The sequence below is a fragment of the Nonomuraea sp. NPDC049695 genome (genome assembly GCF_040674955.1).
GTDB lineage: Bacteria > Actinomycetota > Actinomycetes > Streptosporangiales > Streptosporangiaceae > Nonomuraea > Nonomuraea helvata.
Map to the genome: position 1 here is coordinate 80579 of NZ_JBFANV010000006.1, position 21418 is coordinate 101996.

The window sequence follows — 21418 nt, forward strand, 5'->3', positions numbered from 1 at the left end:
TAGCTAACGAGGCGGACCACATGGACACGCCACAGCACCGCCTCGGGCTCGAACGGGTCGTCGAGGTCTACTCGGGTCACGGCGACCTCGTCGGCGCGACCGGTTCCGGATATGCGATCGGCGCCGATCTCGTGCTGACCTCCGGGCTGGTGGCGGCTCCCGGCACCCGATGTCAGGTACGTACGCCGGGGTCGGGGCGGTGGACCGAGGCCGAGCCGGTGTGGCGTGGGCGCGGCGGGGCCGGCGCGGTGCTGCTGCGGGTGGCCGACTCGCCATGGGCGGGCGTTCCCGGCATCGAACACGTCCGCTGGGCCAGACCGACGGACCCCGTGAGCATCTCCGCAGCCCCGCCGGGCGACGGGCACGGTGAGGAGGGGCGCGGTGCCCCCTTCAGGGTGCGCTGCGTGGCCCGAGGGTTTCCGCGCCTGGAGCGGCGGGCCGGCGTCCGGGATGTGGAGACGGTGTCCGGCCTGGTCGACGCCCCCACGGGTGCGGTGTCGAAGGTTCTGACGGTCAGCGTGCTGAGCCCGGGATCCGACGCGCTCTGGCCGGGGCTCTCGGGCGCCGCGCTGCTCGCCGAGCCCGCCGGGCAGATCATCGGCGTGATCGCGGCCGGGCACGCCCGGAACCGCCTGGACGCCGTGCCCGTGACCGCGCTCCTGAGCGACGAACGCTTCCGCGAGCTGGCAGGCGTGGCACCCGGCCGGCTGGAGACCGTCGCGGAGGACGCCACTTCGGCGATGCTCGCCGACCTCCTGACGCCCGCCCGCGACGAACCGCCCCAGGACTGCCCGGACTGGGCCCTGCTGCTGGCACGTCACGCGATGGTGCCGTTCCTGGGGAGGGACGAGGAGCTGGCGCACCTGCGGGCCTGGGCCGCCGAGCCGGCCGCCCTGTCGATCGCGATCCTGACCGGCCGGAGCGGCACGGGCAAGACGAGGCTGGCGAGCGAGCTCTGCGTGGAGCTCGCCGCGGCGGGATGGGACACGGGCTTCCTTTCCCTGGACTCGCTCGTCGGCCCGCTGGCGAGCCGGACCCTGAACGCGTCACGCCCGACCCTGCTCGTGGTGGACGGCGCGGAGCCGTCCCCGCCCCTGGTGGGCGAGCTGGTACGGCACCTGGCCAAGCACGGGCGCAACCCCCGCGTACGGCTCCTGCTGCTGACCCGCGAGCCCGGCGAGGCGGAGTGGTGGCGGCGGCTCGACACGGCGGCCGGTGGCTGGCTGAGGCGGCTCAACACCACGGCCGTCCAGCTCAACGCCCACCCGCTCACCTTGCAGGAACGTACGGAGCACGCGCTCGCGGCCATGAAGGCGTTCGCCCCCAGCCGGGCCGCCCTGCCCGACCCGCCCCGGCTCGACGACCCGGAGTTCGGCCTGCCACTCCACGTCCACCTGGCGGCCCTGCTTCGGCTGTGCGACGGGGACGAACGGGCCACTCCCATACGTAACAGCACGGAGCCGGTGCGGCCGAGAGGTGGCGGGCTGTTCGGCCGGTTCCTGGAGCGGGAGAGTGACCAGTGGACGCGGGTGTGGCCGACGGGGGAAGAGCGCGTGGACGACATCACGGCGCGGCAGGCCGTGGCAGTGCTCACGCTCACCGCTCCCACGCCCGCGGAGCTGCCCGGCCTGCTGACGGCCGTCCCCGGGCTGCATGGCCACGCGACGACCATGAACGTGGCCCGCTGGCTGGGCACGGTCTTCCAGAGCGGCCCGCTCGGCCCGGACCTGGTGGCCGAGCAGCTCCTGGCCGAGACGGACGGGCTGGACGCGCTGGTTCTCGCCATCCATGACCACGAGGCTCGCACGGTCGGGCACATCGTGCGCCTGCTGGACGTTCTGCGGCGGTCCGCCCACGGGGAGGGGGCCAGGTCGGCGCTGCGTGCGCTGATCGGTTCCAGGCTCGGGGAGCTCGTCACGGAAGCCGCGGCGAACCCTGCCACCCGGCTCGGCGACATGCTCAACGCCGCCCTGACCCTGTTCCCGGCCGACCGCGCACTCGCCGCGACCGCATCCGCCCTGCTGACCCGGACCGGCTCGGCCGCTGAGCCGCCGACATCGGGCCTGGGGGGAGGCGCGTCCTCGGCGCGATGGGGCGCCTGGCCGGTGCGGCGCGGTGCGGGGCTGGGGTTACGGGCGCTGGACGTCACGCTTGGCGAGCTGGCCGTGCGGCATCGCCGGGCGACCGGTGAGCGGTTGGCGCTGGCGGGGGCTCTGTCCTGGCTGTCGGGTCGGCTGACGGCTGTGGGGAGGGCGGGCGAGGCGGTCGTGGCGGCGGCGGAGGCCGTGGAGATCTACGCGGCCGCGCCCCCGTACGAGGAGGCGGCCGGGCGGGCGGACGCGCTGTTCAGCCTGGGGGCGTGCCTGTTGCTGGCGGGCGAGCCCGGTTCGGCGCTCAAGCCGGCACAGGAGGCGGCGGCCAGGTTCCGCCTCCTGGCCGAGGACGACCCGTCGTATGCGGGCGAGGCCGCGCGGGCGCAGCACAACGTCGCCTGCGCGCTGCTGGGGGTCGGGCGCCTGGGCGAGGCCGTGGAGGCGTTCGAGGCGGCGGGCGGCGACGCCGGCTTCGCGGCGACCCTCGCGACGCTCGCCACCCCGCAACTCGCCGCCCTGCAGCTCGGCACCCCGCAGCTCGGCACCTCACAGCTCGGCGACCCGCAGCTCGGCGCGGGCGGGCGGTTTCCGACGGTCGGCTCCGAAGCGGCCGGCCCGACGGCGGCCCGTCCCCAAACGTCCGGCCCGACAGCGGCACTCCCTCAAACGGCCGGCCCGTCAGCGGTCCACGCCGAAACGGCCAGCCCGGCAGGACGCTCCGGGACGGCCGGCAGGCCGCTGAGGACTCGCCCCACGGCGACCGGCCAACCGCCGGGAACACGCCTCGGGACAACCGGCCAGCCGGCAGCGGCCCGCGCCGGGACGGCCGATCGGCCGTCGATGGCGCGGTCCGGGGTGGTGGAGCAGTCGCCGGTTGCCGCCGTTCCGGGTCCTGGGCCGTTGATGCCGTTCGAGGAGGCGGATGCCGGCGCGCTGCCCGAGCTGGCCGGGTGCCTGGCCGTCGCCGTCACCGCCGCCGTCAGGAACGTGGCCCCGACCAACAGGGACCTGGCCCACCGGCTCCGCCTCCTTGCCGTCTGGCTGGACGGGCACGGCAGGCCGGCCGACGCCGTCGTCCCCGCCTCGGAGGCCGTCGTACGGCTGCGCGGCCTCGCCGTCCAGGAGCCCGGCCTGCGGTTGATGCTGGCCGAAGCCGCCGGACTGCTGGCCGGGCTCCATCCCCGGCTCGAAGACCTGGACGCCGCCGTGCGGTCCGCCGCCGAAGCCGTACGCAACCTGCGTGCACTGGTCGCGCTGGAGCCCGACGAGCACCGCCACGCCCTGACCGGGCAACTGCTCCGGCTGGGCGAGCTGCTGCTGATCGACGACCGGCCCGAGGAGGCGCTGGGGCCGTTGCAGGAAGCCATGGCCGTGGCGGCCCAGCAGCACACCGCGACGCAGGCCGATGGCAGGCGGCTGCTCGGCTTCTGTCTGGACGAGCTCGGCCGGCCGGTGGACGGCCGGGCGCAGCTGGAACGGGCGGCCGAGCTCTACGACACGCTGGGTGCCAAGAGCGACCGGCACGCGGCCGAGGTGCGGGCGAGGGCGGCCAGGCTGGAGACGGAGGCCGAGCACGCCGGTGGGCGGCCGTGGCTGCTGGCGCTGGTCTCCATGCGGCCGGAGGAGGCCGTGGCCGGGGCGGAGCGGCAGCTGGCGGAGTGCGCGAAGGCCGCCGAGGGCGGCGGAACGCCGGAGATCCACGCCTATATCTCCGCGCAGACCGTGCTCGCCCGGGCCTGGACGGACGTCGGACGGGCCGGCGACGGGCTCGTGCTCGCGAGGCAGGCCGCTGAGCTGCTGCGCCGCCATCCCGTACCGGACACACCGCTGCAGCGGTCGGCAGGTCCGGAGCGGCCGCACGCGATCGCCGTGGGGATGGTGGCGGCGGCGCTAGGCCGGGCGCTGGTGTGCCTCGGGCGGCACAAGGAGGCCATTCCGCACCTGCGTACCGCCATCGAGTCCTATGAGCCGCGGGCCGGGACGAGCGTCGTGTTCCGCACAGAACTGGCCGAGCTGCTCATCCTGGAGACCGCCGCGCTCTCCGAGGCCGCCTGCCCCGCCGAGGCGGAGGCGGCGGCAGACCGGCTGGTCGGGCTCTACGAAGGGCTCCTGTCGGAAGGGCTCACCTCCCCGCGTGCCCTGGCCGGGGCCCTGCGGCTGCAGGGCGGCATCCGGTTCACGAGGCAGAACGTCGAGGGCGCGCTCCAGTCAGCCACCCTGGCCCTCGACGTCGTGTCCTCGGAGCCTCCGGCGGCGAACCGGCTCCTCACCGCCATCTGCCTGGAGCTCGGCGGCCTGTGCCTGGCCGAGCTGCACGACCCCGGCGCGGCCGGTTCCAGGCTGGCCGAGGGCACGGCGATGCTGCCGTACCCGCCCGCCGATCTCGTCGACCTGCACCTGATGGCCCTCGCCCGGCTGGCCAGGTTGCGGGTGGAGGAGGAAGGACCGGCCGCCGGAGTGGCCCTGTACCGCCAGATACTCGACATCCGGCCGCTGCCGGGGACGGATGCGCTCAGAACCCTCGTCGAGGAGGTCAACGCCTACCCGGGCGACATGTCTGACTTATTACCCGCGCTGGCGACGTTCGCGGACGCGCTGGAGCAGGAGGTGCCGCTGAGCGGCGGCGGCGCCGAGGTGCACGACCTGTGCGGGCAGGCTCTGATGCGGTTGCCGGACGCTGAGCCGGCCGTCCGGGTGTATCGAGGGCCTGCCGCCTTCTCCGGCGACTACCGCGGGCGGCTCGGCAGGGCGCTCGCCGCGCTCGCCCGGCAGGGGCAGGCCGACCTCGCCGTCCTGGAGCAGGCCATCGACCTCCTCTCCGACGAACCGGGCAGGGAACTGGCCGAGGCCCTCAACCTCTACGCTGTCAAGCTGCTCGAACAGGGCCGCCCCGTCGAGGCGCTGGCGCACTCCGAGCGGGCCGCCGACCTCTGCGACGAGCTGGACGACCCGGCCGTCGCCGCGGTCACGTACGTGCAGCTCGGCTCGAGCCTGGCCATGCTCGACCGCCCGCAGGCCGCCCTGGAGGCGGTCACCTGGTCGCTCGCCGAGCTGGACCGAGTCTCGGAGGCGGGCGTCCCGACGGCGGGCGTCTCGGAGGCGGGCCGGGAGCCGCCCGGCGTGCGGGCGCGGGCGATCCAGGTGCGCGGGCAGGTGCTGCGGGCGTTCGGCAGGGAGCAGGAGGCGCTGGCGCACCTCGTGGAGGCCTTGCGGCTCCACACCGACCCGGCGAGGAAGCGGGAGTGCGCCGAGATCATCGCCGACGACCTTCTGACGGCGGGCAAGCCGGAGGAGGCCGCCGAGTACGCCGAGATCGCCGCCACGGGGCACGAGCCGGGCACGGTCAAGCACGCGCTGGCCACCCAGCGACGGGTCAGGTGCCACATGATGCTCGGCGAGCTCACCGAGGCCAACGCGCTCGTCGAGGACCTGATCCCGCTGGCCAGGCGGTCCCCGGACGATCTCACGTACCGTGCCGTGCTCGCCGACTCCCTCGCGCAGAGCTCCGAGCTGCTGCCCCTGCTCGGCCTGGACAGCGGCGTGGAGGCCGAGGCCAGGGCCAGAGAGGCCATCGCGATCTACGACGAGCTGCTGACCACCGGCATGGACGCGCAGGCCCTGCACACCAGCCGCGCGGGCGCCTGCCTCACGCTGGCCTCCGCGCTCAGGATGCGGAACCTGGCCGCCGACGCGATCCAGCCGCTGCGGGAGGCGGTCGCGGCGCTGGAGAGGTTCGGGCCGGTGGAGCGGCGGTTCAGCTCCGGGAGCCGGGCGCGCCAGGAGTCAGGGAGCCCGGCCCAGCGCGAGCTGCTGTCCAGGGCGATGCTCATGCTGGGCGACGCGCTCATGGAGGCGGACCGGGGGCTGGAGGCCGGGCTCGTCTTCCATCGCGCCACGCAGGTGACGCGGGACGCGCTGCCCAGGGCCGTGGCACATGCCAGGCTCGGCTTCTGCCAGCAGGAGCTGGGCAGGGACGACGCCGCCGACGCCGCGCTGCGGGTCTCGGCCGGGCTGCTCCGCGACCTGCTCGCCCAGGACGGCGTCGCGGACCTGCTCCGCGACGTGCTGCGGGGCAGGCTGAAGCTGCTGGAGAAGGCGGGCAGGAGCGACGAGCTCGCAGCGGTCGAGGAGGAACTGAGCGCGCTCTAGGCGCCGGCCGAGGAGGAGCTGCGCGCACTCCAGGCACCTGCGCGCTCTAGGCGCCGCTCGCCTGCACCGTCTCTCGGGCCCACCGGTAGTCCGCCTTGCCCGCCGGCGAGCGCATCATTTCCTCCACGAACGCGTACGAACGAGGCACCTTGTACCCCGACAGCAGCGTCCGGCAGTGCGCGTCCAGCTCCTCGGCCGTCACCTCGACGCCCTGCCGCGGCTCCACGACGGCGGCCACCCTGCTCCCCCACCGCTCGTCGGGCACTCCGGTAACCACCGCGTCGTACACGGCCGGATGCCCCTTGAGCACCGCCTCGACCTCCTCGGGGAACACCTTCTCCCCGCCGGTGTTGATGCACTGCGAGCCCCGGCCGAACACGTTCACGGTCCCGTCGGTGTCCACGGTCGCCAGGTCGCCGGTCAGCAGCCACCTGGTCCCGTTCTCGTCGGTGACGAACGTGCGGGCCGTCTTCTCGGGGTCGTTGTAGTAGCCGAACGCCACCCGCCCGGCCGTGGCCACGGTCCCGAGCTGTCCGGAGCCGGGCTCCACGGGCCGGTTCCGCTCGTCCAGCACGGCCAGCTGGACCACGGGGTTCGGCTTGTAGCGCAGGCCCTTCTCCGGGGTGGCCCCGGCCACGCCGGTCGCCGTGTAGCCGGACTCGGTGGAGCCGAAGCCGTCCGTGATCATGACGTTGGGGAGTAACTCCTGGAGCCGGTCGCGTACCGCGCCTGACAGGATCGCGCTGGTCGAGCTGATGATGAGCAGCGAGGAGGTGTCGTAGCCGCCCTTCTCCAGCGCCTCGGCCAGGGGCCTGGCCATGGCGTCGCCGGTGATGTTGATGGTGAGCACGCGCTCGCGCTCGACCGTCCGCCAGACCTCGTCGGCGTCGAAGCGGCGCACGTACACCATGGTCGAGCCCAGCCACCAGGCGATGAACGTGGCCATCTGCGCGGCCCCGTGCATCAGCGGCGCCGCGGCCATCATCACGATGGGATTCGCCTTGACGGCCTCGTCGATCACTTCCTGCGGGGTGGCGCGCGGCTCGCCGTACGGGTTGCCGCCGCCGAAGCCCATGAACAGGTCCTCGACGTGCCACATCGCCCCTTTGGGCAGGCCGGTGGTGCCGCCGGTGTAGATGATGTAGACGTCCTGGCCCGAGCGCGGCGGGAAGCCGCGTTCCGGCTTGCCGCGCTCCAGAGCCGTCTCGTACGGCACCGCCGAGCCGATCGCCGACGGCCCGCCCACGGAGATGAGGTGCTCCAGCAGCGGCGCCTGATCGGCCACGGCGGCCACCCGAGCGTCGAACCCCACGTCGTAGATCAGCGCCCGGAGGTCGGCGTCGCGGTAGAGGTAGAGCAGCTCGTTCTCGACGTAGCGGTAGTTGACGTTGATCGGCACGGCCCTGATCTTCAGCGCGGCCAGGAGCCCCGCCACGTACTCGACGCCGTTGTAGAGGTGCAGCCCGACGTGCTGGCCCGGTTGGATGCCCAGGTCCATGAGGTAGTGGGCGAGCCGGTTGGCCTCGGCCTCCAGCTCGGCGTAGGTGCGCCGGTCCGCGCCGCAGACGATGGCCGTCCGGTCCCCGATCGTGTCCGCGAGCCCTTCGAACAGGTCAGCGTGGTTGAACTCCATCAGGGTCTCTCCCGTCCGACGATCCACATCGCGAAGAACTGGGCTCCCCCGCCGTACGCGTGGCCGAGCGCCATGCGGGCGCCGTCCACCTGGTGCTCGCCCGCCAGCCCGCGCACCTGCAGCGCGGCCTCGGCGAACCTGATCAGCCCCGAGGCCCCGATCGGGTTGCTCGACAGCACCCCGCCCGAGGCGTTCCACGGGATGTCACCGTCGAGTGCCGTCGCACCCGACTCGGTGAGCTTCCATCCCTCCCCTTCCGCCGCGAACCCCAGGTTCTCCAGCCACATCGGCTCGTACCAGGAGAACGGCACGTACGTCTCGGCCACGTCGATCTGCCGCCGCGGGTCCGCGATGCCGGCCTGGCGGTAGACGTCGGCCGCGCAGTCCTTGCCCGCCTGCGGGCTGACCGTGTCGCGAGCGGCGCGGAAGATCGGCTCGGAGCGCATGGCCGTCCCGTGCACCCAGGCCGGGGTGCCGGTGACCTTCGACTCGGACGACAGGATCATGGCGCAGGCGCCGTCGCTGGACGGGCAGGTCTCCAGGTAGCGGATCGGCTCCCACAGCATGGGCGTGGACTCGACCATCTTCTGGTCGATGCCGGGGATCTTGAGGTGCGCGTACGGGTTCTTGAGCGCGTTCAGCCGGTCCTTGACCGCCACGAGCGTCCCGATGTGTCCGGGCGCGCCCGACCTGCGCATGTACTCGCGGATGTGCGGCGCGAAGTAGCCGCCCGCGCCCACCACCAGCGACGCGTTGAAGGGCAGGTGCGTGGAGAGCGCCCAGGTGGCGTTGGACTCCGACTGCTTCTCGAACGCCACCACCAGCACCCGGTCGTGCACGCCGCCCTGGATCAGCGAGGCTCCTACCAGCGCCGTCGAGCCGCCCACGCTGCCTGCCGTGTGCACGCGCATCATGGGCTTGCCCGCCGCGCCGAGGGCGTCCGCCAGGTACGCCTCCGGCATCATCACGCCCTCGAACAGGTCGGGCGCCTTGCCGATGACCACGGCGTCGATGTCCTTGAACGTCAGCCCGGCGTCCTCCAGCGCCCGCAGCGCCGCCTCGCGGACCAGCCCGGCGATCGACACGTCCCTGCGCTTGGTCGTGTAGTGCGTCTGCCCGACGCCGATGACCGCACAGCGATTTCCCATGTCAGGCCTCCAGGACGGTGACGAGGTTGTGCTGCAGGCAGGGGCCGCCGGCGGCGTGCCCGACGGTGCGGCTCGCGTCGCCGTCGAGGATGCGCCGCGCGGCCTCGCCGATGCGGATGAGGCCCGTGGCCATGACCGGGTTGGCGGCCAGCGGGCCGCCGGACGGGTTGATCACCGTGTCGCCGGGCAGCTCCAGGGCGCGGCGCAGGACGATCTCCTCGTGGGGGAACTGCGCGTGCAGCTCGGCCACCTCGACGGGACCCTTGCCGACCCCCGCGGCTCGTGCGGCATCGGCCGCGGAGGCCGACAGGGCGAGATCCCGCATACCCAGGTAGTGGGGCTCTATGCGATGCGCGATGCCTCTGATGTAGGCGGGATTCGCGCACAGCTCCCTGGCCAGGTCGCCGGCGGCGAGCACGATCGCCGCCGCGCCGTCCGTGATGGGCGGCACATCGGTCTTCTTCAGCGGCTGCACCGCGAAGCCGTCCGAGTCGTCCGAGTCGTCCGGGTCGGGCAGATCGAGCGCGTACGGGTTGCTCCTCCCGTCCGCCCGGCTCCTGCGGACGATCTCGTCGAGCTCCTTCCTGTCCGCGCCGACCGCGCCGGCCTGGAGCGCCGCGTAGGAGAGCAGGTCGAGGCCGAGCGGCGCCAGGTAGTACGGGTCCAGCTGGATCGTCATGATCGTGCGCAGGTCGCCGAGTGACGACTTGCCGAACCCGTAGACCAGGGCCGAGTCGATGTCGCCGTGCTGGAGACGCACCCACGCCTCGTACAGGGCCCAGGCGCCGTCCATCTCCACGTGGCTCTCGGAGATCGGCGGCCAGGCGGCCAAGGCGTCGAGGGCCGACACGAACGAGAACGGCGCGCCGGCGAGGTAGTCGCAGCTGCCCGAGCAGGTGAAGCCGAACCTCTTGAGCCCGGTGCGCTCCTTGACCTCGTTGATCACGGGCAGGATCAGCTCCGGCTCGGTCGCACCGGTGTCGTGGTCGGTGTGCTGGGTCTGGGCGAACGCGACGATCGCGACATCTCTCATGACAGCTCCACGTCGGGCTCGCCGGTGGGGGCGAACCAGCGGATGTTCGACATTGACGCCGTACGCTCGCTCTCCGGCACCCAGACCGCCTTGACCCGCATGCCCTGGCGCACCTCGTGAGCGGGTACGTCGCCGATGAGCGCGATCATGGGGACGTCGGCGTTGTCGACCAGGATGTACGCCGACACGAACGGCACCTGCGGAGCCCGCGGGTCCGGCAGGTTGTTGATCGCGAACGTGGTGATCGTGCCGGTGTCGGGCAGCTCGAGCGTCTCCCCGATGGCGCTTCCGCATTCGGGGCAGGACATGCGGTACGGCACGTACACCTTGGCGCAGCTCTCGCACCGGCCGCCGAGGAAGACGCCGCGTTCGATGCCCTCCAGGAAGACGCGGAGCGCGCCTCCCGCCTGGAGGCGGTACTCGGAGCGCACGTTGGACACGATCTTCGTGACCTCAGGGACGAAATGCGAAATGTCAGTGATGTGGCCGGTGGGGCGGTCGCTCCAGGCAGGCCAGACGCGCGTACCCGCGGCGAGCGCCTTGGGGTTGCCCGCGTCCACGGCGTGCACGAGCGCGGTGTCCGCCCCGTCCAGCTTGATCAAGGCCCAGGCGAAGGGACGGTCGAGCGGGTGGCTCTCGAGCGGCTCCTCCACCCACGCCCAGGTGGTGACCGTGCCGGCCGGGCCGACCTCGACGTACTCGCCGGTCACCGGCTCGCCCGTCGCGGGGTCGTACTCCAGGGGGGGCACGAGCACCTTGCCCTCTTTCGTCCGCACTCCCACGATGCGGCGCCCGCGTAGTTCGCTCAGGAACCGGCCGATCACGGGGCCTGTCGTACGCGTGTAGCCGCCGGGAAATTCCAGGACGTGCTGGGCGACGAGCGGATCAGATGGCACGGTCGTGTCCCTCCCAGTACGGGGCGCGGAGCTTGCGTTTGAGCAGCTTGCCGTTGGGCTCTCGGGGCATCTCGGCGATGAAGTCGACGCTCTTGGGCCACTTCATCCGGGCCAGGCGGCCCTCCAGCGACGCGAGCAGCTCGCGGGCCAGCTCGGGGCCGGGCTCGATCCCCGGCGCGGGCTCGACCACGGCCTTGATCTGCTCGCCCCACTCCTCGTCCGGGATGCCGAACACGGCCACGTCCGCCACCTTGGGGTGGACCATGAGCTCGTTCTCGATCTCGGCCGGGTAGATGTTCGCCCCTCCAGAGATGATCATGTCGGCCTTGCGGTCGCAGAGGTAGAGGTAGCCGTCCTCGTCCAGGTAGCCGATGTCCCCTACGGTGAAGTAGTCCTTGAGGCGGTTCGCGGCGGTCTTGTCCGGGTCGCCCTTGTACTCGAACGAGGCGCCCATCATCTTCATGTAAATCGTCCCGGGGGTGCCGGTCGGTACAGGCTCGCCCTGCTCGTCCACGATGAGCAGCTCACTGATGGGCCACGCCTTGCCGACCGTGCCCGGGTGGGTCTTCCAGCCCTCGGGCGTGGCCAGGGTGCCGCCGCCCTCGGTGGCCGCGTAGTACTCGTACACGCAGTCGCCCCACCACTCGAACATCGCCCATTTGACCGGGACGGGGCAGGGGGCGGCGGCGTGGATCATCCACGTGAGTGAGGACAGGTCGTACGTGGCGCGGGTCTGCTCCGGGAGCGCGAGCAGCCGCTTGAAGTGGGTCGGGACCAGATGGGAGTTCGTGACGCGGTAGCGCTCGCAGACCCGGAGCATCTCCTCGGCGTCCCACTTGTCCATGTAGACGAGGGTGTGCCCCATGTGCAGCGCGGTGCCGCCGAACTGGGTCACCGCGGTGTGGTAGTTCGGGGACGTGATCAGGTGGGCGTTGGGGCGGCCCGGGGTGATGCCGAACAGTCCGAGCAGGAACGTCATCAGCTCCGCGGAGTCGTCCGGATCCAGGCCGTTCAGCCCGCGTTTGACGCCTTTCGGCTTGCCGGTCGTGCCCGAGGTGTAGTGCATGGTGGCGCCGGCGGTGCGGCCTTCCGGTGCGGTGTCCGGCTGACCGTCGGTGAGCTCGCTCGCCTGGCGGAAGCCGTCGACCTTCTCACCGAGGATGAACCGGCGGTGCGGCTCGATGGCCTCCGCTCCCCTGGCGCCCTCCTGGAGATAGCGCGGGTGCACGAAGAAGGCCTTGGCCTCGCTGTCCGACACGATGTACGCGATCTCGGGGCCGGTGAGATGCCAGTTGACCGGGGTGTAGTACCAGCCGGCTTGCATGGCGGCCAGGTAGAGCACGAGCCCCTCGACACCGTTCGGGACCAGGCCGCAGATACCGTCTCCTGGCTGGAGCCCGAGACCGCGCAGGCCGTGCACGAGGCGGTTCGAGCGAGCCAGCAGATCGCCCGCGCGATGCTCCGTGCCATCGGGGTCAACGGCCGCGATCCACTCGGGATCCGCCTGCGCGAGCCTCCAGAAACCGAGCGTGCCCATCTGAACTCCTTGGAGTTGTGGCGCGAGCAAAACAGGAACCTGTTCTCGTTTGCTGCTGGGAGCGTATCCTGGGGCCGAAGTTCGTAGCAAGCGCTTGATTAGACACTTCGGAGGCGTACGTGGAGCTCCTGCCGATCAGCACTCCCCACTGCCGGATCGAACGCGACGGCCACATCCTGATCGTCACCATGAACCGGCCGGAGGCGCGCAACGCACTCTCCTCGGACATGCTGATCGGCCTGGCCTCGGCGTGGGCGTACGCGTCGGCGGAGACCGGGATCCGGGTGGCGATCCTGACGGGCGCGGAGGGCACGTTCTGCGCGGGGGCGGACCTCAAGGCCATGGGGCAGCCCTCCACGGACCCGGAGGTCCAGGCCAGGGCCGCGCAGATCCCCAACTTCCACTGGAAAGGGCTGCTCCGGGAGGACCTGCCCACCAAGCCGATCATCAGCGCCGTGGAGGGCTACGCGGTGGCGGGGGGCACGGAGCTGCTGGTGGGGACGGACCTGCGGGTGGTGGCCGAGTCGGCCACGCTGGGGCTGTTCGAGGCCAAGCGCGCCCTCTTCCCCATGGGCGGCAGTGCCGTACGCCTGCCCCGGCAGATCCCGTACTGCCATGCCATGGACCTCCTCCTCACCGGACGCGCGGTCACGGCGGCGGAGGCGCTGTCCATGGGGCTGGTCAACCGGGTGGTCCCGGACGGCCAGGCGCTGTCCTCGGCGCGGGAGCTCGCCGAGGACGTCGCCGCCTCGGGGCCGCTGGCGGTGCAGGCGATCCTGCGTACGTATCGGGACACGCTGGGCATGCCGGAGGTGGAGGCGCTGAAGGTGTCGGACGAGATCGGGTGGCCGGTGATCGGCTCGGAGGACGCCAAGGAAGGAACGCGCGCCTTCAGGGAGAAGCGCGCCGCGACCTACCAGGCGCGCTGATTGAAGGCATTGAGCGGCAGGAGAGGCCGCCCAAGGCTACGGTCGGCACATGGCGAAGGTCATCTGTCAGCGTGAGCTGCGCTCGCTCCCACACAGGCGGCATCTGAGCGCCGAAGAGCTCGTCGCGAAGCATCGCCGACTCCCGCACGTGGAGTATGCGGAAATACGGCGAGAGGCCGGCGAATTCTTCGGCGCCGATGACCGCGTTGACGACGACCCCTGGGAGCGGCGCCGCCTCTGATGGCCACGCGCAGCCGGGACCGGCAGACGTCAGTCCCCGGTGAGGCGCTCCAGCCGTTCCAGGGCCTCGCCGTACTCCTCCACCAGGCCGAACACCACGTCCTTCGTCGACCGCACCTGGTTGGTGATCCCGATGATCTGCCCGGCGGGGAAGGTGGCCAGTTCGGCGACGTCGGAGCGGCCGATGCGGCGCAGGGCGTCCGAGACCAGCATGAACTGCAGGGGCATCGGCAGCGTGCCGGGCGACTCCTCCGACTCCCACGCCTCCGTCCACTCGTTCTTGAGCAGCCGCGCCGGCTTGCCCGTCCAGCTCCGCGACCGCACGGTGTCCCTGGACGTGGCCTCCAGGATGCGGCGCTTGGCCATCTCCGGGGTGTCGGCCTCCTCCACGGTCAGCCAGAGCGAGCCGGTCCAGACGCCCTCGGCGCCCAGCGCCATCCCCGCCGCCATCTGGCGGCCGTTGCCGATGCCGCCGGCGGCCAGGACGGGCACGTCCACGGCATCCACCACCTGCGGGATCAGCACCATGGTCGAGATCTCACCCGTGTGACCGCCGGCCTCGGTGCCCTGGGCGACCACCACGTCCACCCCGACCTCGACCTGCTTGAGCGCGTGTCTGGGTGTGGAGGCCAGGGCGGCGACCTTGACCCCGTGCGCGTGGGCGAGGTCCACCACGTCGGCGGGCGGCGGGCCGAGGGCGTTGGCCAGGAGGGCGATGGGGTGGCGGAGTGCGACCTCCACCTGCGGCCGGGCGGTGGCGTCCGTCCAGCCGAGCAGCACCTTGCCGGGGTCGGCGTCCGAGGACAGCGGCGGGACGCCGTGCTTGGCCAGGAGGTTCTCGACGAACGACCGATGGCCCTCGGGGATCATCGACTGCAGGCGGCCCACCAGCTCCTCGGGCGCGAAGTCGGCACCCTCGTAGGAGGCCGGCATGACGACGTCCACGCCGTACGGCCTGCCGTCCACGTGGTCGTCGATCCACTTGAGCTCCGTCTCGAGCTCTTCAGGGGTGAAGTAGAGCGCTCCGAGCACTCCCATGCCGCCCGCGCGGCTGACGGCGGCGACGACGTCCCTGCAGTGGCTGAACGCGAAGATCGGGAACTCGATTCCGAACATGTCCGTGACACGTGTCCGCATGGCCCGACAATACGTCCGCCGGATGGCGAACTGCAACGCGTTCTAGACTAGAACCTTCCGTCTGGTACCGACGGGTAACTTATGGCGATAACGTGTTCTAGTTTGGCCTACACCGGGCATGAAAAAGGGGCCCGCATATCGCGGGCCCCGGAATCAGGATTACTCGCCGCGGGGACGCCGGCCGAGGACGACGCCGGTCAGCACCAGCGCGGCGCCCACGATGAGCAGGACCAGCGGGATGATGTTGCGCAGCAGGTTGATCTGACTCTTGCCCGACTGCGCCTGCTTGACCAGGTCGCTGACGGTCTGGTCGGTCATCTTCGCGGTGCCGATGAAGGCCGCCGACCGCTCGATCCCGTCCTGGGTCTTCAGCACCTCGTGGCGCTGCACCTCCTGCTTGACCGGGGAGCCGGTGACCGGCTCGACCCAGAACGTGGTCTTGCCGTCGTACCAGCGGTCGACCTGCACGTCTCCGGTGGTGCCCGTCATGCCGAGCACGTTGGCGGGCGCACTGCGGGTCTCGGTCTTGGTCGGCGGGACGTTCTGCTCGAAGACGTAGACGGGCAGGCCGTTGACGTTGTCCTCACGCACGAAGGCGGCGTCGAACGCCTTGCCCGCCGTGCCGTTGAACACCTTGTACGTCTTCTTCTCCACGTCGAAGGGGAACTTGTAGACCTGCCCCTCCAGCGTGACCGGCTCCTTGTCGATGCTGTCCCCGCAGCAGTTGAGCGCCACTCCGGTGTAGCGGTCGAACGCGCTGCGGCGCTCGGAGAGGTCGATCTGCGGCCGGCTGTTGGTCACGTCGTTGACGACCGTGGCCTCGTCCCAGACCACCCTCTTGGAGTTGGCCTCCTTCACGTCCCCGCGGGTGGTGACGAAGATCTGGAGGTCACCGGTGAGGACCTTCAGGTCCTGGAGCGAGAAGTAGCGAGCACCCTTCGCCTCCAGTCGCGCGATGCCGAACTGGTCCGCGGGAGCGGCGATGATCTGGCCGGCCGCCCAGAATTTCAGCAGCGGCGCCAGCGCGATGAAGAAAGCCCCGAACCCGATGAGGACGAGCGTGGAGATACGACCCATCGAGGCCTCCGCCTTTGTAGAACGTGTTGTCGTCTAGCGCAATCGTCGAGCAACAAAGTATGACAGTGGGTGATGCGCGTCACTGGCGGCCATATCACCGCAATCAAATCGATAGAAACAGGTTCTATCGTGGTTTCCGCCGGCCGATCGAGAGGGTGTGAGCAGAGGTGAAGAGCAGGGATGCGGCCCTCGACGGCATCCGCGCGTTCGCCGCTCTGGGCGTCTGGCTGCTGCACGTCGGCAGCAACACCGGCGTCATGTACCGCGAGGGCATGTACGCCTGGATGCTGGCCCGCCTCGGCATCGCCGTACCCATCTTCTTCCTCCTGTCGGGCCTGCTGCTCTACCGCCCGTGGGCGCGCGCGGTGATCGAGAATACGCCACGCCCGAAGCCCCTGCTCTACCTGTGGCGCAGGGTGCTGCGGGTCATGCCGGTCTACTGGCTCGTGGTGGTGCCGGCGCTGTGGGCGTGGAGCTCGCCTGACTGGCTGGACTGGGTCAAGTGGCTGCTGCTGCTGCAGAACTACTTCCCCGGCGAGCAGGCGGCCGAGGGGCTGTACCAGATGTGGACGCTGCCCATCGAGATGGCCTTCTACGTGGTGCTTCCGGTCCTGGCCTGGCTGCTGCACAAATGGGCGCGCCGCGGCGGCAACGCGCCGGTCAGGCTGCTGGCGGGCATCGGGGTGCTGCCGGTGATCTCGGTGGTCACCGTGGTCGTGACGCGGGAGTTCGGGCAGGCGCAGCTCGCCCTGCTGCTGCCGTACCACCTGGTGTTCTTCGCCTGCGGCATGGCGATGGCCGTGCTGTCGGTGTGGATCGGGCACAGCAGGGTGATCGACGCGCTGACGCCGCAGCTCCTGGTGCTGGCCCTGCTGCTGTACGCCGTGCTGAGCACCGGGCTGGCCGGGCCGCGCACGCTGACGCTGCCGACCCTGTGGGAGTCGCTGCTGCGGATCAGCCTGGAGGCGGCGGTCGCGATGCTCCTGGTAGCGCCGTTCGCGCTGGCCCCCAGGGGCGACTCGCTCAGACACCGGCTGGTCGGCAACCCCGTGACCGCCTATCTGGGCCGCATCTCCTACAGCTTCTTCCTGTGGCACGCACCGCTGATCACGTTGCAGCTCAAGCTCACCGGGGCGCCGCCGTTCGGCGGTGACTTCCCCAGCGTGGCGGTGGTGTCGTTCCTGGGCACGCTGCTGCTCAGCGTCGGCAGCTACCATCTGATCGAGGTCCCGGCGCTCAAGCTCGGCCGGCTCCCGTCAGCACCTGCTCGGCCGCCGGCCGCTCCGGCTCCGGCGCCGGTCGCTCCGGCTCCTTGACGAGCTGGCCGAAGAGCACGCCCATGGCCGCGCAGGCGGCCAGCTGCGGCACCACGTCGAGCAGCAGCTCCTTGCCGGGCGACGCCATGGCCGCCGCCAGCGAGAGCGTGGCCACGCCGAAGACGGCGGCGGCCGCCCAGTGCGCGGGCAGGCCCTTGTCCCGCAGCACGAGCGTCACGAGCAGGGCGCCGAGGACGGCGAGCATGCCCTGCCAGTTCGCCACCCAGCCGCCGAACGCCAGAGCGAGCACGACGGCGTACGGCGCGCGCAGGTGCCGCAGCCGGGCGGCCGAGGCGGGGGCGGTCTCGAGCACATGCTCCGGGCGCGGGCCGCGCATGACCAGGGCGATCAGGGTCAGCAGGGCGATCCCGGCCAGGCCGAGGACGAGCGCGAGCCAGTAGGCGCGGTCCGGCACGTACTCAAGGCGCGCGGTCCCCGTGGTCCCGGCCGGCAGCTCCCAGCCCTGCTTCCAGCCGTCGATCCGCACGGGTTTGAGCGTCTTGCCGGCGATCTGTGCCCGCCAGCCGGCGTTGTAGTTCTCGTTGACGACGAGGAAGGAGTCCTTCGGCGCGGTCACCTCGACCTCGCGTACGGACGGCGTCCAGGTGCTCTGCACGGCCGCCCCCTCCACGCCGCGCGGTTTGCCGGGCAGCGCGCCTGCCACGAGGTCGTCGATGGCGAACGACTCCCAGCCCGCGACCCGCACCCGGTTGTCGCCGGCCGCGAGCCTGGCCTTCGAGCACCCGAAGATCTGCACGGGCCGCTGCTCCAGCAGGTCGGCCTGAGTGCCGGCGACCTTGGTCTGGATGACCTGCCCGTTCACCTCGATCCTGGGGCCGGAGCCGCAGGCGAGCCTGAGCGGGACGCCGGCGAGCCTGCCCACGGGAGCGACGCCGGGCACCACGATCTCGGTCACCTGCAGCCGCTTCGAGATCGGCGTGAAGCGGAGCTGGAGCCGCGAGGTGGACAGCGGTTTGAACGTCAGGAGGCCGCGCGGATCGACCCGTCCCGCGCGGACGGCGCCGCGGTCGCCCGTCACGACCACGTCGAGCGCCTGCTTGTCGCCTCCGGGGCGGCCGATCCGGACCTGGGAGATCGTCCGCCTGCCCTTCCAGGCGATGGCGAGCGCGGGCTGGGCGTCGTCGGTGGCGGGGATCCAGGTGGTGCTCGCGTCCCCGTCGAACGCCGACCGGGGCGAGACCACCGCGTCCAAGGTGAGCTGGGACGAACCGGTCACACTGGTCAGGTCCGCACTGATGCGCGTGAACCGGTCGGCGAGCACCGGATCCTTCAGCACGGCCGATCCCCGGACATTCACGGTCGCGGCGGAACCGGCCGTGAAGGTCCGGTCGAACCCGGTCTCCTCCCCCGGCTTGGCCAGCGCCGTCGCGTTGCAGATCCACCGGTACTGGTTGCGCATGCAGGCGGGCCGCTCGTCGAGCCCCCGGTCCATGACGAACACGTCGCCGCCCTTTCCCGGCAGCCTGATCGTGCGCTCCGGCGTGACGCCGGGGATGGACAGCTCGACGATGCCGACCCGCTGCCCGTAGCTCCACTCGCCGGACACCGTCTTCAGCACCTTGACCCGCACCCAGCTCGTGGGCCCGTCGGGGACGCGCAGCCGCTGCGGCTCCGTGATCCGCCGCACGTCCTGCGCCAGGCTCCCCGACTCGGTCTCCACGGCCACTCGCTTGATCGCCTGGCCGAGCAGCAGGTCGGGGGCGAGCATCACCTGCACGTACGGGATCCGCATCCGGTTGGGCAGGTCCACGCGGAGCCATTCGCCCTCGGCGGGCTTCGAGCCGTCGCTCTCCCAGCCCGTCTGGCCGTTGCCGTCCATGGCCGCCCACGGGCCCCGTCCCGTCGTGCTGATCCCGGCGATCGCATACGGGTCGGCGACCGAGGAGGAGGCCGACACGCCGGCGATGCCGTCGTACTCGGCGGTGGCGGAGTCGTCCAGCCAGCCCTTCTCCAGCAGGTCCAGCGCCCTGACGCCGGAGAAGTCCGCCTTGCTGTCGGCCGTCAGCGTGGGCGACCAGTTCGACCTGATCTCACCGAACGAACGCTCGCGCAGCCGCAGCGCGTCGCTGACCACGGTCGGCGCCTCCCGCTTGCCCGCGTCGCCGTTCACCAGCACCGGGCCGTCGCCGAGCAGGCCGAGGTCGCCCATCGCGAGCAGCGAGTCCGGCCCGCCGCGCACGGCGAGCGCGTCGGCCACCGGCTGCACCGAGACCAGGTCCGAGCTGCCCGTCACCTCGTACAGGTCCAGCGCCGGGAACGGCGCGTCCAGCGACTCCACGGCGTCGTCGGTCTCCTTGTCGCCGACGAGCTCGCCGAACGAGCGCACCCGCTTGATGCCGGGCGATTCGCGCAGTGCCTCGAAGATCCGCGCGGGCCAGGCGCCCTGGAGGTTCGCCCTGTTCAGGTCGTTCCTGACGAGCAGGTAGCGCACGCCCATCCTGCGCAGCACGGCGGTCAGCCCGGCCGAGCCGTGGCCCGCGGTGAGCCGCTGATCGATGGCGTCGAGCAGCCTTGTCAGGCCCACCGAGCCCGGGGGCGTGATCTGCCTGGTGGTCCAGCGGGCCGTGGACAGCGCCTGCATGGGCTCGTCCATCGGCCGGCCCCAGACGTACTCGCCGAACTTGGCGCCCGGCACGATCAGGACGCCGTCGTCGCCGGCGTTCTCGTCGAGCCAGGCCGCCGCCTCCCGCCAGTGCGCCGGCACCTGCTTGAAGTCTCCGGGCGCGGCCAGGCCCTGGTTGAACACGGGCAGGACGAGGGCCGCGAACGCCACCGCCGACACCGTACGCAGCGGCAGCCTGGCCCTCACGAGCAGATGGGCGAGCCCGAAGGAGAGCGCGAGGCGTACCAGCGGGTCGAACTTCCGCAGGTTGCGCAGCGGCGCGAGCGGGCCGTCGAGCAGCCAGCGCACCGGCTCCGCCACGACCGGCTCCAGAGCGCTGATGTGCCCGGCGACCAGCGCCGTCACGCCGACCAGGAACAGCGCCACCACGAACCCCCTGGCGGGCAGGTCCCGGCGGGACAGCCCGGCCAGGCCGAGCGCCGCCAGCACGCCGGTGACCACGACCATGGCCGCGGAGGTGGCGATCGCGAAGCCCGGCGGCTGGTCGAAGACGCCGTTGACCGGCAGGTAGCGCACCCAGTCGGAGGCGCCGCGCAGGACGTTCGTGAGCGAGGTGACCTGGGTGGTGGTCTCGGAGGTCTCGGTGTACGGCAGGAACGAGAACGCGTATCGGCCGACGAGCAGCAGCGGCAGCGTCCAGAACAGGGTGGCGACCGACACGGCCCCCGTCCACCAGGCGAGCAGCCGCCAGCGCGGCACCGGGCGCGGTCTGGTGAGGATGTAGACGACGGGGGCGACGAGCACAGCCAGCACGGCGACCGCGTTCACGCCGCCGCACAGCGCCACGGCCAGCGCCGACCTGACGGCCCCGCGGGCCCGCTGGCCCGTCTCCGAGGCGGTCAGCAACGGGATCAGGATCCACGGCAGCATCGCGGCGGGCAGCCACTCGATCGAGATCTCACCGAGGATGGACAGCGTCCGCGGGGCCAGCGCGTACGCCAGCGCGCCCACGATGCGCGTGCCTTCTGTGCCGATGCCGAGTTGCCTGCTCAGCCGCTCCACACCCAGGAACGCCACGCACATCAGCAGCGTCAGCCAGAGCCGCTGCGTCACCCACGGCGTCACGCCGACCAGGTCGCCCAGGGCGAAGAACGGGCCCATCGGGAAGATGTAGCCCGCGACCTGGTTCTGGAGCTGGCCGAAGTGCTGGATGTCCCACAGGTGGGAGGCGCGCTCCAGCCAGCCGAGCGGGTTGAGCGCGAGGTCCATCTTGGTGTCGGAGATCAGGTTGCCCGGTTTGGTGGTGAACGCCAGCACTGCGAAGCCGAGGCAGCACACCACCAGCCACCACCGCCGCCGCACCCGCCCACTGACCGGCTCCCCGGCCGCGCCACGCCCACCCTTCCCACTGACCGGCTCCGCGGTCGTGGCACGCGCACCTGCCGGCCCTCCGGCCACCGCGCCCTCGCCCGGCGCCGGCCCGCTCCGGGGCCGCCCGGCCACGAGCCGATCGGTGCTCGCAGCGCCTGCCACGTCTCTGGCTTCCTGGCCCGCAGGCGCCACTCGCCTGATCGCCGCTCGCCGAGCCACGAACCAGTTGACGGCCGACTGGGGCACGCGCGGCTCGGTCCCGCGCCCGTCGGCGG

13 protein-coding genes are annotated in these 21418 nt (G+C 71.8%); 5 read left to right on the forward strand and 8 right to left on the reverse strand.

Annotation, left to right across the window (positions count from 1 at the left end):
* Positions 1-20 precede the first annotated feature (20 nt).
* A complete protein-coding gene (locus AB0J64_RS07850) occupies positions 21-6242 on the forward strand; it encodes a hypothetical protein (protein WP_364022353.1) in 6222 nt (2073 codons plus the stop codon).
* A gap of 46 nt (positions 6243-6288) precedes the next feature.
* On the opposite strand, the gene AB0J64_RS07855 is transcribed toward AB0J64_RS07850, so the two are convergent.
* The 3 genes from AB0J64_RS07855 to AB0J64_RS07865 are packed head-to-tail and all read right to left on the reverse strand — an operon-like array spanning position 6289 to position 10041.
* Positions 6289-7875, reverse strand: coding sequence for an acyl-CoA synthetase (locus tag AB0J64_RS07855; protein WP_364022356.1), 1587 nt, complete (start codon positions 7873-7875; stop codon positions 6289-6291).
* Positions 7875-9023, reverse strand: a complete 1149-nt coding sequence (locus AB0J64_RS07860; RefSeq protein WP_364022359.1) for a thiolase domain-containing protein — start codon at positions 9021-9023, stop codon at positions 7875-7877. The genes AB0J64_RS07855 and AB0J64_RS07860 overlap by 1 nt, the downstream gene beginning before the upstream one ends.
* Before the next feature lies 1 nt (position 9024).
* Positions 9025-10041 (reverse strand): lipid-transfer protein, encoded by a 1017-nt coding sequence (locus AB0J64_RS07865; RefSeq protein WP_364022710.1) that lies wholly within the window; start codon positions 10039-10041, stop codon positions 9025-9027.
* Between AB0J64_RS07865 and AB0J64_RS07870 the strand changes: the two genes are divergently transcribed.
* Positions 9944-10150: a DUF6882 domain-containing protein gene (locus AB0J64_RS07870; protein WP_364022713.1), complete on the forward strand. Its 207-nt coding sequence runs from the start codon at positions 9944-9946 to the stop codon at positions 10148-10150. The two genes, AB0J64_RS07865 and AB0J64_RS07870, sit on opposite strands and share 98 nt — an antisense overlap.
* Here AB0J64_RS07870 and AB0J64_RS07875 read toward each other — a convergent pair.
* Together AB0J64_RS07875 and AB0J64_RS07880 are read right to left on the reverse strand one after the other, a co-directional pair.
* Positions 10053-10952 carry an OB-fold domain-containing protein gene (locus AB0J64_RS07875; protein ID WP_364022362.1) on the reverse strand — a complete coding sequence of 300 codons (900 nt, stop codon included), beginning with the start codon at positions 10950-10952 and terminating at the stop codon, positions 10053-10055. The genes AB0J64_RS07870 and AB0J64_RS07875 overlap by 98 nt on opposite strands.
* On the reverse strand, positions 10942-12489 hold the full coding sequence (locus tag AB0J64_RS07880; protein WP_364022365.1) for an acyl-CoA synthetase: 1548 nt from the start codon (positions 12487-12489) through the stop codon (positions 10942-10944). Before AB0J64_RS07880 ends, AB0J64_RS07875 begins: the two co-directional genes overlap by 11 nt.
* Positions 12490-12608: 119 nt before the next feature.
* Here AB0J64_RS07880 and AB0J64_RS07885 point away from each other — a divergent pair, with 119 nt between their 5' ends.
* Positions 12609-13418, forward strand: coding sequence for a crotonase/enoyl-CoA hydratase family protein (locus AB0J64_RS07885; protein WP_364022367.1), 810 nt, complete (start codon positions 12609-12611; stop codon positions 13416-13418).
* A gap of 49 nt (positions 13419-13467) precedes the next feature.
* A complete protein-coding gene (locus AB0J64_RS07890; RefSeq protein ID WP_364022370.1) occupies positions 13468-13659 on the forward strand; it encodes a hypothetical protein in 192 nt (63 codons plus the stop codon).
* A 29-nt stretch (positions 13660-13688) separates the two neighbouring features.
* Here AB0J64_RS07890 and AB0J64_RS07895 read toward each other — a convergent pair whose 3' ends face one another.
* Both AB0J64_RS07895 and AB0J64_RS07900 read right to left on the reverse strand, forming a co-directional pair.
* The gene (locus tag AB0J64_RS07895; RefSeq protein WP_344996406.1) at positions 13689-14795 is read right to left on the reverse strand and encodes a nitronate monooxygenase family protein; all 1107 of its coding nucleotides are present in this window, start codon (positions 14793-14795) and stop codon (positions 13689-13691) included.
* 159 nt (positions 14796-14954) lie between these two features.
* Positions 14955-15872 carry a DUF3068 domain-containing protein gene (locus tag AB0J64_RS07900; protein WP_364022373.1) on the reverse strand — a complete coding sequence of 306 codons (918 nt, stop codon included), beginning with the start codon at positions 15870-15872 and terminating at the stop codon, positions 14955-14957.
* Positions 15873-16039: 167 nt separating this feature from the next.
* Between AB0J64_RS07900 and AB0J64_RS07905 the strand changes: the two genes are divergently transcribed.
* Positions 16040-17188, forward strand: a complete 1149-nt coding sequence (locus tag AB0J64_RS07905) for an acyltransferase (protein WP_364022376.1) — start codon at positions 16040-16042, stop codon at positions 17186-17188.
* On the opposite strand, the gene AB0J64_RS07910 is transcribed toward AB0J64_RS07905, so the two are convergent.
* Positions 17109-21305 carry an alpha-(1->3)-arabinofuranosyltransferase family protein gene (locus AB0J64_RS07910; RefSeq protein ID WP_364022379.1) on the reverse strand — a complete coding sequence of 1399 codons (4197 nt, stop codon included), beginning with the start codon at positions 21303-21305 and terminating at the stop codon, positions 17109-17111. The two genes, AB0J64_RS07905 and AB0J64_RS07910, sit on opposite strands and share 80 nt — an antisense overlap.
* Positions 21306-21418 lie beyond the last annotated feature (113 nt).